Source organism: Erythrobacter litoralis, assembly GCF_029760855.1.
GTDB lineage: Bacteria > Pseudomonadota > Alphaproteobacteria > Sphingomonadales > Sphingomonadaceae > Qipengyuania > Qipengyuania litoralis_A.
In genome coordinates this window covers 433,042-447,416 of the sequence record NZ_SOSI01000002.1, presented here as the reverse complement: position 1 = coordinate 447,416, position 14,375 = coordinate 433,042, and the positions used below count along the sequence as shown (strand labels likewise).

Annotated in this window: 16 protein-coding genes; 8 read left to right on the top strand and 8 right to left on the bottom strand. The window is 61.5% G+C overall.

All coding sequences use genetic code 11. From position 1 onward, the window contains the following. Positions 1–79 precede the first annotated feature (79 nt). Genes gntA through miaB form a run of 3 tightly spaced genes read left to right on the top strand, consistent with a single transcriptional unit; the run spans position 80 to position 2,741 of the window. Positions 80–760, top strand: coding sequence for a guanitoxin biosynthesis heme-dependent pre-guanitoxin N-hydroxylase GntA (gene gntA / locus E3U23_RS05085; RefSeq protein WP_279350117.1), 681 nt, complete (start codon positions 80–82; stop codon positions 758–760). Continuing rightward, positions 757–1,344 carry an urea carboxylase-associated family protein gene (locus E3U23_RS05080; protein WP_279350116.1) on the top strand — a complete coding sequence of 196 codons (588 nt, stop codon included), beginning with the start codon at positions 757–759 and terminating at the stop codon, positions 1,342–1,344. The genes gntA and E3U23_RS05080 overlap by 4 nt, the downstream gene beginning before the upstream one ends. 50 nt (positions 1,345–1,394) lie before the next feature. Beyond that, the gene (gene miaB / locus E3U23_RS05075; RefSeq protein WP_279350115.1) at positions 1,395–2,741 is read left to right on the top strand and encodes a tRNA (N6-isopentenyl adenosine(37)-C2)-methylthiotransferase MiaB; all 1,347 of its coding nucleotides are present in this window, start codon (positions 1,395–1,397) and stop codon (positions 2,739–2,741) included. Here miaB and E3U23_RS05070 read toward each other — a convergent pair. Beyond that, positions 2,730–3,305: a hypothetical protein gene (locus E3U23_RS05070; RefSeq protein ID WP_279350114.1), complete on the bottom strand. Its 576-nt coding sequence runs from the start codon at positions 3,303–3,305 to the stop codon at positions 2,730–2,732. The two genes, miaB and E3U23_RS05070, sit on opposite strands and share 12 nt — an antisense overlap. Positions 3,306–3,454: 149 nt before the next feature. Between E3U23_RS05070 and E3U23_RS05065 the strand changes: the two genes are divergently transcribed. From E3U23_RS05065 to E3U23_RS05050, 4 genes are all read left to right on the top strand, one after another. Continuing rightward, positions 3,455–4,486, top strand: a complete 1,032-nt coding sequence (locus E3U23_RS05065) for a PhoH family protein (RefSeq protein WP_279350113.1) — start codon at positions 3,455–3,457, stop codon at positions 4,484–4,486. Positions 4,487–4,600: 114 nt separating this feature from the next. Next, positions 4,601–5,089, top strand: coding sequence for an rRNA maturation RNase YbeY (gene ybeY, locus E3U23_RS05060; protein WP_279350112.1), 489 nt, complete (start codon positions 4,601–4,603; stop codon positions 5,087–5,089). A 17-nt stretch (positions 5,090–5,106) separates the two neighbouring features. Further along, complete coding sequence (locus E3U23_RS05055) at positions 5,107–6,027, top strand: hemolysin family protein (RefSeq protein ID WP_279350111.1); 921 nt, start codon at positions 5,107–5,109, stop codon at positions 6,025–6,027. A 28-nt stretch (positions 6,028–6,055) separates the two neighbouring features. After that, the gene (locus tag E3U23_RS05050; protein ID WP_279350110.1) at positions 6,056–6,940 is read left to right on the top strand and encodes a LysR substrate-binding domain-containing protein; all 885 of its coding nucleotides are present in this window, start codon (positions 6,056–6,058) and stop codon (positions 6,938–6,940) included. Here E3U23_RS05050 and E3U23_RS05045 read toward each other — a convergent pair. From E3U23_RS05045 to E3U23_RS05015, 7 genes are all read right to left on the bottom strand, one after another. After that, positions 6,937–7,842, bottom strand: coding sequence for a lysophospholipid acyltransferase family protein (locus tag E3U23_RS05045; protein WP_279350109.1), 906 nt, complete (start codon positions 7,840–7,842; stop codon positions 6,937–6,939). The genes E3U23_RS05050 and E3U23_RS05045 overlap by 4 nt on opposite strands. Then, positions 7,814–8,236: a Fur family transcriptional regulator gene (locus tag E3U23_RS05040; RefSeq protein ID WP_279350108.1), complete on the bottom strand. Its 423-nt coding sequence runs from the start codon at positions 8,234–8,236 to the stop codon at positions 7,814–7,816. Before E3U23_RS05040 ends, E3U23_RS05045 begins: the two co-directional genes overlap by 29 nt. Before the next feature lie 82 nt (positions 8,237–8,318). Then, on the bottom strand, positions 8,319–8,759 hold the full coding sequence (locus tag E3U23_RS05035) for a MucR family transcriptional regulator (RefSeq protein ID WP_279350107.1): 441 nt from the start codon (positions 8,757–8,759) through the stop codon (positions 8,319–8,321). Between the two features lie 140 nt (positions 8,760–8,899). Then, complete coding sequence (locus E3U23_RS05030; protein ID WP_279350106.1) at positions 8,900–9,352, bottom strand: GNAT family N-acetyltransferase; 453 nt, start codon at positions 9,350–9,352, stop codon at positions 8,900–8,902. Then, positions 9,349–9,957 (bottom strand): tRNA (adenosine(37)-N6)-threonylcarbamoyltransferase complex dimerization subunit type 1 TsaB, encoded by a 609-nt coding sequence (gene tsaB, locus E3U23_RS05025; RefSeq protein WP_347710008.1) that lies wholly within the window; start codon positions 9,955–9,957, stop codon positions 9,349–9,351. The genes E3U23_RS05030 and tsaB overlap by 4 nt, the downstream gene beginning before the upstream one ends. Before the next feature lie 44 nt (positions 9,958–10,001). Then, positions 10,002–10,610, bottom strand: coding sequence for a malonic semialdehyde reductase (locus E3U23_RS05020; RefSeq protein WP_279350104.1), 609 nt, complete (start codon positions 10,608–10,610; stop codon positions 10,002–10,004). Between the two features lie 21 nt (positions 10,611–10,631). After that, positions 10,632–11,213, bottom strand: a complete 582-nt coding sequence (locus E3U23_RS05015) for a NifU family protein (RefSeq protein WP_279350103.1) — start codon at positions 11,211–11,213, stop codon at positions 10,632–10,634. A 96-nt stretch (positions 11,214–11,309) separates the two neighbouring features. On the opposite strand from E3U23_RS05015, the gene E3U23_RS05010 reads away from it, so the two are divergent. Beyond that, positions 11,310–14,261, top strand: coding sequence for a M16 family metallopeptidase (locus E3U23_RS05010; protein ID WP_279350102.1), 2,952 nt, complete (start codon positions 11,310–11,312; stop codon positions 14,259–14,261). Positions 14,262–14,375: the final 114 nt, after the last annotated feature.

Here is a 14,375-nt window from a genome sequence, read left to right as displayed (position 1 = left end):
GGATCGAAGAGCCGGCTCATTTTATTTCTTAGAAACGTTAGTTCGGGCGGTGGGCGGCGTTTGTGAGTGTTGGCTCGGCATGACAGAATCCGACCTCGCGCCCAATCCCGTCCAATCCCGAGAAGCCTTCGAAGACCGCATTCGCGAACCGACCTTTCCCTGTGTCGGCGCGAAGTCCGCACTCGCCAACGATCGCTTGGTAGTGCGGCACGCACGCGACCTGCTTAGCGGCTGGAACGACCTCGAAATTCACGATGCCTTGCTCGAATGGGCCGATCGGAACGACCCGCCGAGCGCCTTTCGAAGCCTTGCAGTCCTGTTCGACGGCCCTCTCGACCTTTCGGAAGAGCAGTTCGAGAGGGCGATGTGGGAGCGACTGCAATCGCTGTCCGACAAGGATGCATGGCGAGGGTTGCCTTATGACGAGACGGTCGGCGCAGATCCGTCCAAGCCCGACTTTTCGTTAAGCTTCGGCGGACAGGCGTTCTTCGTAGTCGGGCTCCATCCGAATGCATCCCGCCCGGCAAGACGGTTCGCGCAGCCCATCCTCGTCTTCAATCTCCATAACCAGTTCGAATGGCTCCGGGCAGAGGGCCGCTACGAACGGATGCGTGAGGCAATCCTGTCGCGTGATTTCGACCTTGCCGGCAGCCTCAATCCGATGCTCGCCCGTCATGGCGAAAATAGTGAGGCGCGTCAGTATAGTGGCCGGGCTGTCGACGAGAGCTGGGAATGCCCGTTCAGGGACTCCCGCGCATGAGCGATACGCGACGGATCGAGCCGCGGAGCGGTGTCGCATTCGAATTGCGCGAAGGCCAGACGCTGACCGTAATCGACCCGGAGGGCGCGCAGGTTTCCGATCTGTTGGCCTACAGCCTTGAGGACGTTCGCGAGGTTGTTTCGAACGGGCGAACCTTCGATTATGAAGAAACGATCAAGCTGACGGTCGGCAACACGCTATGGTCTAACCGGTCCAACCGGATGCTGGAGATCGTGCGGGACACGGTCGGCACACACGATTTCCTGCTGACCCCGTGCAGCGTGGCGACGTTCGAGCATTTCTATCCCGACAAGCCGGTGCATCGCGGATGTTTCGGCAATCTGGCGGAGGCGCTCGAACCTTTCGGTATCGCGGAAGACGACATCCCGTGTGCCTTCAACGTCTTCATGAACGTTCCGGTCGACGGGTCGAGCGGGAAGCTGTCGGTCGAAACGCCGCCGAGCAAGGCAGGCGACCGCATCGTGCTGAAGGCCCTGATGGATTGCGTGATCGGGCTGACGGCCTGTTCTGCCTATGCCTCGAACGGCGGCAGCTTCAAGCCGATCGACTACCGCATCGACTGAAGCACGATCGGTTGCGGGGGCCGGGCATTTCCCGTAAAGGCGCGGCCTTCATGAAACCGACCAATGCCCCCAAGACCTATCGGGTCAAGAGCTTCGGCTGTCAGATGAATGTCTATGACGGCGAGCGCATGGCCGAGATGCTGAGCGAGCGGGGAATCGTGCCCGCGCCCGATGGCGAAGATGCCGATCTCGTCGTGCTGAACACCTGCCATATCCGCGAGAAAGCGGCGGAGAAAGTCTATTCCGACATCGGGCGTCTGACCAAGGGCAAAACGCAGGCGAAGGCGCCGATGATCGCAGTCGCTGGCTGTGTCGCGCAGGCAGAGGGCGAAGAAATTATGAAGCGCTCGCCTGCTGTCAGTATGGTGGTCGGGCCGCAGGCTTATCACCGGCTGCCCGAAATGCTCGACCGGGCCGTGAAGGGCGAGCGGGCGACCGATACCGACATGCCCGCCATCGCCAAGTTCGCCGCACTACCCGAGCGCAAGCGGACCAATCCGGCGAGCTTTCTTACTGTACAGGAAGGCTGCGACAAGTTTTGCACCTATTGTGTGGTGCCTTACACGCGCGGTGCGGAAATCAGCCGCCCCTATGTTGACCTCGTCACCGAAGCGAAGAAGCTGGTCCACGCGGGCGCGAAGGAAATCACGTTGCTTGGCCAGAACGTATCGGCATGGTCGGGCGAGGACGAGAAAGGTCACATGATCGGGCTGGCGGGATTGATCCGCGACCTCGCTAGGGTCGATGGCCTCGCGCGCATCCGTTACACGACGAGCCACCCGGCGGATATGGACGACGATCTGATCGCCGCGCATGGCGAAATCGACAAGCTCATGCCTTTCCTACACCTTCCGGTGCAGGCGGGCAGCGACCGGGTACTCAGGGCCATGAATCGCAGCCACACGGCCGAAAGCTACCTTAGATTGCTAGACCGCTTCCGCGCCGCACGGCCCGACCTTGCGCTGTCGGGCGATTTCATCGTCGGTTTCCCCGGCGAAACCGACGCCGAATTCGAGGAAACGCTCGCCCTGGTGGACGAGGTCAAATACGCGCAGGCATTTAGCTTCAAATATTCGCCGCGACCCGGAACGCCCGCAGCTACGATGGAAGGGCAAGTCGCCAAAGAAGTGATGGACGAGCGCCTCCAGCGCTTGCAAGCTGCCCTCAACCGCGACCAATTTGCTTTCAACGAGGCGAGCGTGGGCAAGACCTGCGAGGTCCTAGTCGAGCGCAAGGGGAAGCATCCCGGCCAATGGCTTGGCAAGACGCCGTGGCTGCAAAGCGCTTGGTTCGAAGGCGAGGCGGCCATTGGCGATCTCGTGCAGGCAGAGCTGATCGAAGCGGGGCCCAATTCGCTCGCAGGACGGATGCTCGAACCGGCGCGGTCAGCCGCCTGAGGCTTCTTTTTTCGCAAGGTCGACGAGATCCAGATCCTCGGAAATCAGGACGGTGCCGGTCATTCCGACGATTTCCGCCGGCTGGACCGTAGGGTTCGTCGGATAAGCCTCGCCATCGAACTTGAGCAGGGCATTACCTGCCGCCCCGCCGCCGCCCGCTATCGCGACAGTGATGTCTTTCCAGCCCTTTGTACTGGTGTCCATCACGGTAACTGGCGTTCGTGAAACACTGATATCGCCCACCTTGCGCCACGACGGACCCGCAGACGTCAGAACCACGGTGTTGCATCCACCCGTGCCGCAGAAATAAGAGCCAACGAGTTGGACAATCGCTTCCTCCTCGCCGTCGTCGTTTAGATCGCTCCATGCAAGCGCATAGCGCATGGGCAAGGTGTCGGGATATTCCTGCGTCAGAAAATGGCGAATGGCGTCTTCCCGCATGGAAGCAGAAGCACCTGCCGGACCCTCTATGGCGGCGCCTTCGACAGGCGTTTGGGGTTCCTCGACCGATACGCAAGCTGTCAGAGCGGTTAGCGAGGCGGCAACGAAAAGCGGACGGATCATGAAGGTCTCCCCGGACTTCGAGTCGACGCGGGTTCTGCAAGCAGCTTGGCTTGATGACAAGCCGGTTACTTTCCACCGCCCTCGCGGCACGCTCTCTTGCGAAGTTTCGCCGAGCGCCTACTTTCGTAGGCATCGTACGAAAGGAGCGCATGGCCCGTAAACCCGCACCGAAGGATAGAACCGCCTTCAGCCCGTCACCCAGTCCGCAGCGCGAGGTCCGCCGCGCGCAGGTGGACGTTGGCTTCGACAATCAGAGCTTGCTCGGTGCGCTGTTCGGCCAATTCGACGCTAATCTGGTGCAGGTGGAAAACCGGCTCGGTGTGTTCATTTCGGCCCGCGGCAACCAGCTTCACATCGAAGGACCGGAAGACAGCGTGGCGCGGGCGCGCGACGTGCTCAGGCGCATGTACGATCGGCTGGCGATAGGGCAGGATCTCGATCAGGGCGCGATCGAGGCGCTGATCGCCATGTCGGACGAACCGACCTTCGACGGGATCGCCGATGTCGACCCCAAGGGGCCGCCGATCATGATCCGCACCCGCCGCAAGACCATCGTGCCGCGCAGCGCCACTCAGGCGACCTATATGCGCAGCCTGGTGCGCGACGACATCATCTTCGCGCTTGGCCCGGCGGGTACGGGCAAGACCTATCTCGCCGTGGCGCAGGCCGTCGCGCAGCTCATCACGGGTAGCGTGCAGCGCCTGATCCTTTCACGGCCGGCGGTGGAGGCGGGGGAGAAGCTCGGCTTCCTGCCCGGGGATATGAAGGACAAGGTCGATCCCTATCTGCGTCCGCTTTACGATGCGCTCTACGACTGCATGCCGCCCGAACAGGTGGAGCGGCGGCTGGCATCAGGCGAGATCGAGATAGCGCCCATCGCCTTTATGCGTGGGCGGACGCTGGCCGACGCCTTCGTCATTCTGGACGAAGCGCAGAACACCACGCGCGAACAGATGAAGATGTTCCTCACCCGCTTCGGCCAGAACAGCCGCATGGTCATTTGCGGCGACCCGCGGCAGGTCGATATTCCCGGCGGGGACCGCATGAGCGGGCTCGCCGATGCGGTTGACAAGCTCGAAGGTGTCGACGGTTTCGGCACCATCCGCTTCACCGCCGCCGACGTCGTGCGCCACCCGATAGTGGGTCGGATCGTGGAGGCTTACGAGGGGGAAGGGAGTTGATCCTGACTTGGCTCTCAGCTCGAGCTGAACTGTTCGAAACCCTTCTTTCTTTCTCGTGTGATGCTCGAACCGAAGGGCAGCCCTTCGTCAAGCTCAGGGCTATCGGTTCAAGACATGGAACTTGAAACGGATGTGTCAGGTTGGCCCGATGCCGACTGGACGGATATCGCCGCGCGCGCGAGCGCTGCGGCAGGGCAGGTTGAACCAGCGCTCGCCCATCACCGGCTGATCGTTTCGATCCTTTTCACCACCGACGCGCAAGTCCAGGCCCTCAACCGCGAATGGCGCGGCAAGGACAAGCCGACCAACGTACTTTCCTTTCCCATGCTGACACGCGAAGACTTGATCGTTCTGGCGCCCGAAGGTCCGCCGGAAATGCTTGGCGATATCGCACTCGCTTACGAAACCTGCGCGCGGGAAGCGGCGGAGAAGGGGGTCAGCCTCGAACATCATGCGACCCACCTCCTCCTACATGGGTTCCTCCATCTCGCCGGGCACGACCACGTCGACAGCGACGAGGATGCCGAAGCGATGGAGGCGCTCGAAATCGCGGCGCTTGCCAAAATGGGTATCGCGGACCCATATCGGGATCGCGAACTATAGGAGCGCGTTGCAGGGCCATGCCCGATTCGACATCACCCGCAGGAGAAGCGGAGAGTAGCGGCGGGCTGTGGCCCGCACTCCGCAAATTGTTCGATAGCGACAGTTCGGACCGATCGCTGCGCTCGCAGCTCGAAACCGCGATCGACGAGCACGAAGGCGAAAACGGCGAGGACGACGAGGCCGATCGCGGCAAGGGCGATCTGTCGGGCGTCGAGCGCCAGATGCTGCGCAACCTGCTCCATTTCAGCGAGCACGATGCCGACGATGTTGCGGTGCCGCGCGGCGAGATCATCGCGATGGACGCCGATGCGACGTGGGACGAACTGGTCGCGACCTTCTCCGAACACGGCCATTCCCGCATGCCGGTCTTCCGCGACCAGCTCGACGATGTCGTGGGCATGATCCACATCAAGGACGTGTTCCCATATCTGGCGGAGCGCAAGGATCCGCCGGCGGACTGGACCGTGCTGATGCGTCAGCCGCTCTACGTGCCGCAAACGCGCAATGCCCTCGATGTGCTTGCCGACATGCGGCAGCAGCGTATGCACCTTGCGATCGTGCTCGACGAGTTTTCGGGCACGGACGGGATCATTACGATCGAGGATTTGGTCGAGGAGATCGTCGGCGAGATCGAGGACGAACACGACGACGCGCCGGAGGAATGGATCGTACCCATTGGCGATGGCATGTGGGATTGCGACGCTCGGGCCGAACTGGACGATGTTGCTGACACGGTCGACAAGCGGCTCGCCGAAGTGGAAGAATCGGTCGATACTTTGGGCGGGCTCGCCTTCGTACTGGCCGAACAGGTTCCGGAAGTCGGCCGCGTGCTCGAACATTCCAGCGGCTGGCGGATCGAGATAACCGACGGCGACGAAACGCATGTGAAACGCCTCCGCCTTCACCAGCCCGAGCCGGCCCTGGAAGACGCGGAATGACGTTTCGCCGTATCGAGGCCTAGAAGCAATGGCCGTTCGCCGTCTCCCACCCTTGCGTGCGCTCGAAGCGTTCGTGCGGACCGTCCGCTTGGGGTCGGCGCGGGCGGCTGCGGACGAACTGGGACTGAGCCCCTCGGCCCTTTCGCGGCGGATCGGCAATCTCGAGGATTTTGTCGGCAAAAAGCTGTTCACCCGCGCGCGCCAATCGATGCAACTGACCGACGATGGCCACGCCTTTTTCGAAGCCGTAAACCCGCAGCTCGAAGCGCTCGCGCGCGCGGTCGAGGCGCAGTCCGACAACTTCTCGCTGCTACGCCTGCATCTCGGAGTACTGCCGCTTTTCGGCAGTCAGCGCCTATTCCCGCGGCTCGGCGAACTGCGCAAACGCCATCCCCTTCTGCATATCGACATCGATACCGGCCCGCATCTGGAAGATCGCGTGGGCGACACGCTGGATGCCGCCATCATCCTGTCTCGCGGTCCCACGCGCGGGCTTCATGCAATCAGGCTGGATTACAACAAGGTTCACGCAATCTGCAGCGCCGAGATTCGCAAGCGCGTCGGCAACGATCCCCAGAGCGATGTTTTGGCGAAGCAGACCTTCCTTGTTCACCACGAATTGCCGGACAGTTTCACGGCGTGGAAGGCGGCAATCAACCGACCGGATCTGGATCCGGCAGCGGTCGATCATTTCGATTCAGGACAATTGATGCTGGAGGCGGCGGCGCAGGGTCTGGGTATCGCGATCATGCATGACGATCATTTGCGCCGCGCGGCGGACACGCGGCTGGCGCGTCTGTTCGATGTCGAGGTGGAAAGCCCATACAGTTACTGGTTCGTGTGCAAACCGACTGCGCTCGAGGAGCGCCCGGTGCGGCTCTTCCACGATTGGCTCGCCAGCGCCGAGCTTTAATCCTGTGCGCTTTCCTTCGGAGGGGCACTGTAACGGATCGCCTCGACAGTATGGGAGTAATCGCGCAGCGGCTTACCCAACGTTTCGACCAGCTTTTCTTCGATTTCCTCGCGAGCCTTGGCCGCGATGGCCTTACGCCCGCGATATTCTTCGGGCGAGAACGGCTCGAGGTAGTGAATCGTCAGCCGGAACGTGCCGGGCCGTGCCATTATGCGCTTGGCGTTGTTCGCCCCGCTTTCCTCACCGATCCACCCGATTTCTTCGGCGACCGGACCGTAATCTACCACGCAAGGCTGAACCAAGACGCCGGGGGGCGGGGGCTCCAGTACGGATAACATCGAGGATTTGAACGGCAGGAGCGAATGCCCGTCGGTCACCGTGCCTTCGGGAAAGACGGTGACGGACCAGTTGTCCGCCAGCGCTTCACGCAGCGTATTGATCTGATCCGCAACGCTGAGCCGCGCTTCGCGCTTTACGAAGACCGTTCGGTTGAGGCGGCAGAGCCAGCCGATGACCGGCACTTCGCCAAGCTCCTGCTTCGCGACGAAAGCCGTGCCGCTCGCCCCGGCGAGTGCGAGGATGTCGATCCACGAGACATGGTTCGAGATGAAGAAGACGTCGCGCCGCAACGGGGTGCCGACGATCCGAACCCGCGCGCCTACGACGCATGCGGTGTAGCGCAGGAAATACATCGGGAAGGGCGAGCCGTAGGCGAAGATGCGGTAGAGATAGTGCAGCGGCACGAAGATCAGCACGAGAAGGACGATGCCGATCAGGCGCGCGGCGAAACGGAGGCCGCCGGCAAGCCCGAGTTTGGTCGGTTCGCCGCGCATGGCCGCGAGCCGTTTTTCCGAATATTGCTTGAGCCTTCGCTCAATCCTCTCGGTCGAGGCGGACGCCATACAGCTCCATCCGATGATCGACGAGGCGATAGCCGAGCTTCTCTGCGATCTGCTTCTGCAACGCTTCGAGTTCCGGATCGACAAATTCGACGACCTTGCCGCTTTCGACGTCGATCAGATGGTCGTGATGCGCTTCGGGTGCTGCTTCATAGCGGGCGCGGCCATCCCCGAAATCGTGCCGATCCAAAATGCCGGCCTCTTCGAACAGGCGAACGGTGCGATAGACGGTCGCAATCGAGATCTTAGGATCGATCTTATTAGCACGATCATGCAGCATTTCGACATCGGGATGGTCGTCGCTTTCGGACAGGACCTTGGCAATCACCCGGCGCTGGTCGGTGATACGCAAGCCTTTTTCCTGGCAAAGCTGTTCGAGATCGATCCGCTGGTGCAACAATCATGTCCTGTAAAATGACGAACGCCCCGCACCCTTATCGGGCCGGGGCGTCCTTCTCAAGCTATCGCTCGGATCAAACTTACGAAGCCGCTTTCTTGCGACCACGCTTCTGACCGGGCTTACGACCAAGACCAATCTTGTGTGCAAGATCACGGCGCGTTTCTGCATAGGCCGGGGCTACCATCGGATAGTCGGACGGCAAGTCCCAACGCTGACGATATTCATCCGGCGCCATATCGTGTTCTGTCGAAAGGTGACGCTTCAGCATCTTCATCTTCTTGCCGCAATCGAGGCAGACGATGTGATCTTTCTTCACGGAAGAACGGACCGAGACGGCAGGGTCCGGGCGCTCTTCTTCGACTTCGACGGGCTCGCCCAGTCCGGAAAGAGCCGAGTAGACATTCGTGATCAATTGCGGAACGGCATCCACATCGACACTGTTGTTCGAGACGTGCGCTGCGACGATATCGGACGTCAACGTAATCAGCGTTTCATTCATATCTGTTTCGAATTCGGACATATTATCAAGTAAACCCTTTCTTATTCTTCGCTCCGATAGTGACCAAGCAAAAACTTGTCCATACGATCTAGTAGATTGTCGCAATTCTACAATCTGATTGACTTTGCTTCGAAAAGGGAAAATTCTCTTTTTTCGCTGTTCTACAAATCCTTAGCGAAGGTCAGGGCATCGATAGCTTCGTTCGAGAGCGTCCGATAATACGCTTTGCGCCTGCCGATTTGCCGAAATCCACAGCGCAAATAAAGCGACACCGCCGGATTGCCGTCTCTCATTTCGAGAAAGACCCGCGTCGAACCATTTGCTTTTGCCACATCGAAAAACCGTTGCAGAAGCTTCGTCCCCAGTCCGGTATTTCTCACATTCGGTCGAACGCCGATAAGAAGAAGCTCTTCTTCGTCGGCGGCTCTTCGAACAAAGACGAAACCCTCCGCGGCATCGCCATTACGGGGTATTTGTCCTGCTTTGTCGGCAAGCAACATATAGGTGTTTGGTAGGGCGAGAGAGTCTTCGATCTGCTTGCGGGACCATGCCTCCCGCCAGTGAGGATCGAAAGCTGTCTCCATTACGGCCATGAGGCGATCGACGTCGTTCATGATCGACCGACGGCGGCATCCGGTGCACGACCGTAAAGCGGTGCAAGCTCTTCGGTTACAAGGCCGCGAGGAACGGAAAGCACTTCGCGCGCATCCGGAAGACAAGTAATAGCGCGGAACTCCGGCCCGCGACTTTCGATCAACTCCTCCGCCCTGTTTCCTGCAACGATCGGGTGTACTAGACCGGCCTTCGCGATGTCAGGCGGCAGCGAAGCGGCTTCCGCTTCCGGCAGACATTGCCGGTCGAAGTTCTGGACGAACCATTGCCCGTGGCCGCCATTCATACAGACGGTGACGGGTCCCGGCTGTCGGGCTTGCGCCATAGCTGAGACGAGCGCCAGCGTAGAAAAACCGCGAACTTCCGCTCGCCAAGCTACACCCAGAGCCCGCGCCGTCGCCAAGCCGATACGAACGCCGGTGAAGCTCCCGGGTCCGAGCGAGACGCGAATGGTCTCTGCCTTTCCCCGGCCAGGCAATTCGGCGATCATCGGAACGAGCCGCTCGGCATGGCCGCGGCCCAATATCTCATGGCGAAAGTCGACGAGCGCGTCGTCTTCGAACAGCGCCACCGAACAGGCTTCGGTCGCAGTTTCTATCGCCAGCATTCGCATCCGCCGGCGCTTAGCGCGGCGGATGCGATGTCTTCAAGTCAGGCGATAGAATTGAACTTGTCGAAATCGGGGCGCGGACTGCGCTCGAATATCGTCGACTTGTCGCCATAACCGATGGAGCAGATCCAGTCGGCCTTGTAATTCGGCTCATCGGCGAAGAAGTCTTTCGTGACCGCATCGAGATCGACGCCCGACATAGGGCCGCAGTCGAGCCCCAGCGCACGCGCCGCAATCATCAGATAGGCGCCCTGCAATGCGGAGTTGCGGAAAGCATTCGTTTGGCGCTTTTCCTTGTCGCCTTCGAACCAGCTTTTCGCATCGGCATGGGGGAAGAGCCACGGGAGCTGGTCGTGGAATTCGGTGTCGTAGCCGATGATGACGCAGACCGGCGCGGTCTTGACCTTTTCCTTGTTACCTTCGTCGGCATGGCCGGCGAGGCGGTCTTTCGCGTCCTGCGATTTGCACCAGATGAAGCGACCCGGCTGCTGGTTCGCCGAAGTAGGACCCATTTTCAAAAGCTCGTAGATCGCCTTGATCTGCCCTTCCGACACCTCCTTGTCGTGCCAGCCATTATAGCTGCGCGCTTCGCGGAAGATCTGGTCCAGCGCCTGGTCGGAAAGGGTGGTGTCGTGAAACTGCTCGGTCATGAAGTCCTCTGGTAAACGCCCTCAGGCTGCGCGGACTTCAACGACCTCCGGCACGTAATGTTTCAGCAGGCCCTCGATCCCGTGCTTCAGCGTTGCGGTGGAGGAAGGGCAGCCGGAACAGGCACCCTGCATCTGCAGATAGACGACACCGTCGCGAAACCCGCGATACTGGATGTCCCCCCCGTCGCCTGCCACCGCCGGGCGAACGCGGGTTTCGAGCAATTCGTTGATCTGCGCGACGATATCGCCGTCTTCCTCACGTTCTTCTACCAGCATGGTATCGGCTTCCGGCGGAACCGCGATCCCACCGGCGCTGCCGGCTGCGAACAACGGCGCTTCCGACACGAAATGGTCGAGCAGGATGGCGAGGACTTGCGGCTTCAATTCTGTCCATGAAACGCCCGGCGCCGCCGTTACGGTAATGAAGTCGCCGCCAAAGAAGACGTTCGTCACCTCGCCGGTATCGAAGATCGCCTGCGCGAGGGGGCTGGCTTCGGCCGCTTCGGGCGTCGCGAATTCGCGTGTGCCGCTCGCCATGACCTCGCGTTGGGGGAGGAACTTCAGGCTGGCGGGATTCGGAGTGGTCTCGGTTTCGATGTACATGAGTGAAGATGTAGGCGCGGCGGTCGCCGGTCACAAGCGCAACGGCGCGCAGGATATTCACTGGTGCTTCACCCCGCCCGACCTATATGCCCGCGCATGACTGATACCTCGCGCGCCCTGCGGCGTTTCGCGCTTTTCCTTCCTGCTGCCGCCCTGCTTGCCGCGCAACCTGCGTGGACGCAGGATGCGATGCCGGTCCCCTCGTCGATCCAGACGGCGGACGAAGTGCCGTGGATCTACGAAGGCAGCGACGTTCCGCGCGACGAGGAATGGACCTTCGGCGAACTCGATAACGGCTTGCGCTACGGTGTGCGCGAAAACGGCGTGCCGCCGGGGCAGGTGTCCATCCGCGTGCGCATCGATGCAGGCTCGCTATACGAGAACGACGACGAGCGGGGCTTCGCGCACCTGCTCGAACACCTGCTGTTCCGCGAAAGCCAGTATCTCGGCAAGGCGGAAGCGATCCCGACCTGGCAACGCCTCGGCGCGACCTTCGGGAGCGACACCAATGCCGAGACCAGCCCTACGCATACGGTCTACAAGCTCGATTTGCCATCCGCCGATCCGGCCAAGCTGCGCGAGAGCATGAAGCTGCTTTCCGGTATGGTTCGCGCGCCGGTCCTCTCGACAGAGAACGTGAACACCGAAGTGCCTATCGTCCTTGCCGAAAAGCGCGAGCGGGGCGGGCCGGGCGAGCGGATCAGCGAGCAGAGCATGCAGACCTTGTTCGCCGGGCAGCGGCTGGCGGACCGGATCACGATCGGTACGGAAGATAGCTTGCTGGCAGCGGACGGCGCTTCCGTTCAGGCCTTTTACGATCGTTGGTACCGTCCCGAGAACACGGTCATCTCGGTCGTCGGCGATATGGACCCGATGGTCTTCGCCGAACTGATCGAAACGTATTTCGCCGATTGGAAGGGCACCGGCCCGGCGGCGCAGGCGCCCGATTTCGGCGATCCGGTCGCGCCCCAGGGGTCCGATGCGGACAATCCCGTGGGCGAAGTAGCGGTCATCGTCGAACCCGATCTGCCGCGCTCTTTCACCTATGGGATCATGCGACCGTGGCGGCCGGTTGCCGATACGGTCGAATACAATGAGGGACGCCTGCGCGAACAGCTCGCGCTCGCGCTGATCAATCGCAGGCTGGAAGCCCGCGCGCGCGCCAATGGCAGCTTTCTGTATGCGCAAGCCGACGAATCGAAAATCAGCCGCTCGACCCATGCGACGCTCGTCACCTTCGCGCCCCTCAGCGAAGACTGGAAAGGCTCGCTCGAGGAAATTCGTGCGGTGATCGCGGACGCGACGAGCAACCCGCCGACCACCGAAGAAATCCAGCGCGAACTGGCCGAGATGCAGGTGGTCTATCAGAACATGGTTGAGCAGCGTTCGGTCATGGCCGGATCGCAGCTGGCCGACGATCTCGTGAATGCGGTCGATATTCGGGAAAGCGTGGCCGCGCCCGAGACCTTCCTGATGGTGTTCGATTCCATGAGCCGGACGGCGACGCCGGAGATGGTGCTGGAAGAAACGCGCAAGCTGTTTTCCGGCGACGTCATTCGCTCCGTGTATGTGACGCCGGATGCGGACGAGGCAAGCGAGAAGGCCGTGCGTTCGGCGATGCTCGCGCCGGTCAAGGCCGACGACAGCGCGCGGCTGGCCGCCACGACCATCTCGTTCGAAGATCTGCCGCCGATCGGCGAACCCGGCGAGATTGTCAGCCGCGAACAGCACGTGCTGCGCGATAGCGAGATGATCACCTTCGCGAATGGCGTGAAAGCCATCGTCTGGCCCTCGACGGGTGAACCCGGCCGGGTTTCGGTGCGCGTGAATTTCGGCGCGGGCTATCGCGCATTCTCGCCCGAACAAGCGCCGTATATTTCGCTCGGCGAAGCGGCGCTCGTCGGAATGGGCGAGGGCGAGCTCGGCCAGGAAGAGCTCGACCGGATCACGACCGGACGCAAGATCGGCTTCGACTTCGGGGTGGACGACGGCTCGTTTACCTTCGCGGCGCAGACCCGGCAGCAGGATCTGGACGACCAGCTCTATCTGTTTGCCGCCAAGCTCGCGATGCCGCGCTGGGACGAGAATCCGCTGATCCGCGCCAAGGCGGCGAACAAGCTGGCCTATGAGAGCTTTGTCACCAGCCCGTCGGGCGTGCTCGGGCGCGATCTAGAATATCTCCTGACCGACGGCGATGCGCGTTTCGGCGTGCCGACGCCCGCCGAGGTCGATGCGACAAGTGAGGACACCTTCCGCGAGATCTGGGAGCCGATCCTGACCGAGCAGGGTCCGATCGAAGTCATGGTGGTGGGCGATTTCGACCGCGAACAGACCGTGGCAACTCTAGCCGAAACCTTCGGCGCCTTGCCGGCGCGCGAACCGATTCCGGCAGAGGCGCTGGCACGTAACGTGTCCTTCCCCGAACCCGGCGAGACGGTGGTCGAAACCCATCGCGGCGATGCCAATCAGGCCGCTGCCGTGATTGCCTGGCCGAGCGGGGCGGGGCTGGACGGCATTCGCGAATCCCGCCAGCTGCGCATCCTCACCGAGGTGTTTAACAACCGCTTGCTGAATGCCATGCGCGAGAAGGCCGGCGCGAGCTATGCCCCGGTCGTCCGCTCCGATTGGCCGACCGAGATCGAGAGCGGCGGGCGGATCATGGCGCTCGCGCAATTGCGCCCTGAAGATGTCCCGACCTTCTTCGCCGAAGCGGATGCCATCGCGAACGATCTCGCGGCCAACCCGCCGACGCCGGAAGAGCTGCAATTGGTGACCGAGCCGCTGCGCAATTATTTCACGCGCATCCAGAGCGGCAATTACTTCTGGATGCTTGAGATCGAAGGCAGCAGCACCGATCCCCGCCGTGCGATGGCTTTGCCCACGCTGGTGCAGGATTATTCGCAGACCACGCCGGAGGTCATGCTGGCCTTGGGTCAGAAGTATTTCGGCGGAACGTCCGGGTGGCGCCTCGCGATCATTCCGGAAGGGCAGACGCTCGCCACGGCGGCAGCAACATCGGGCAGCGGAAGCGCCGCGACCGGTCGCTAGTCTTCGATCACCGCAATCGCGGTTTTACGTTGGCCAAGCAAATGCTGCTTGTGCGATAGCGGCCGCTCGTCTTGCCTTCTTATAGGGGCGAACCTTGGAACGACGGACGGAAGT

Coding starts and splice junctions, on each gene's coding strand:
- miaB (WP_279350115.1), top strand. CDS start 1,395: ATGAAACCGACCAATGCCCCCAAGACCTATCGGGTCAAGAGCTTCGGC.
- E3U23_RS05015 (WP_279350103.1), bottom strand. CDS start 11,213: ATGTACATCGAAACCGAGACCACTCCGAATCCCGCCAGCCTGAAGTTC.
- E3U23_RS05020 (WP_279350104.1), bottom strand. CDS start 10,610: ATGACCGAGCAGTTTCACGACACCACCCTTTCCGACCAGGCGCTGGAC.
- E3U23_RS05050 (WP_279350110.1), top strand. CDS start 6,056: ATGGCCGTTCGCCGTCTCCCACCCTTGCGTGCGCTCGAAGCGTTCGTG.
- E3U23_RS05045 (WP_279350109.1), bottom strand. CDS start 7,842: ATGGCGTCCGCCTCGACCGAGAGGATTGAGCGAAGGCTCAAGCAATAT.
- E3U23_RS05035 (WP_279350107.1), bottom strand. CDS start 8,759: ATGTCCGAATTCGAAACAGATATGAATGAAACGCTGATTACGTTGACG.
- E3U23_RS05080 (WP_279350116.1), top strand. CDS start 757: ATGAGCGATACGCGACGGATCGAGCCGCGGAGCGGTGTCGCATTCGAA.
- E3U23_RS05065 (WP_279350113.1), top strand. CDS start 3,455: ATGGCCCGTAAACCCGCACCGAAGGATAGAACCGCCTTCAGCCCGTCA.
- E3U23_RS05030 (WP_279350106.1), bottom strand. CDS start 9,352: ATGAACGACGTCGATCGCCTCATGGCCGTAATGGAGACAGCTTTCGAT.
- E3U23_RS05010 (WP_279350102.1), top strand. CDS start 11,310: ATGACTGATACCTCGCGCGCCCTGCGGCGTTTCGCGCTTTTCCTTCCT.
- tsaB (WP_347710008.1), bottom strand. CDS start 9,957: ATGCTGGCGATAGAAACTGCGACCGAAGCCTGTTCGGTGGCGCTGTTC.
- E3U23_RS05070 (WP_279350114.1), bottom strand. CDS start 3,305: ATGATCCGTCCGCTTTTCGTTGCCGCCTCGCTAACCGCTCTGACAGCT.
- E3U23_RS05055 (WP_279350111.1), top strand. CDS start 5,107: ATGCCCGATTCGACATCACCCGCAGGAGAAGCGGAGAGTAGCGGCGGG.
- ybeY (WP_279350112.1), top strand. CDS start 4,601: ATGGAACTTGAAACGGATGTGTCAGGTTGGCCCGATGCCGACTGGACG.
- gntA (WP_279350117.1), top strand. CDS start 80: ATGACAGAATCCGACCTCGCGCCCAATCCCGTCCAATCCCGAGAAGCC.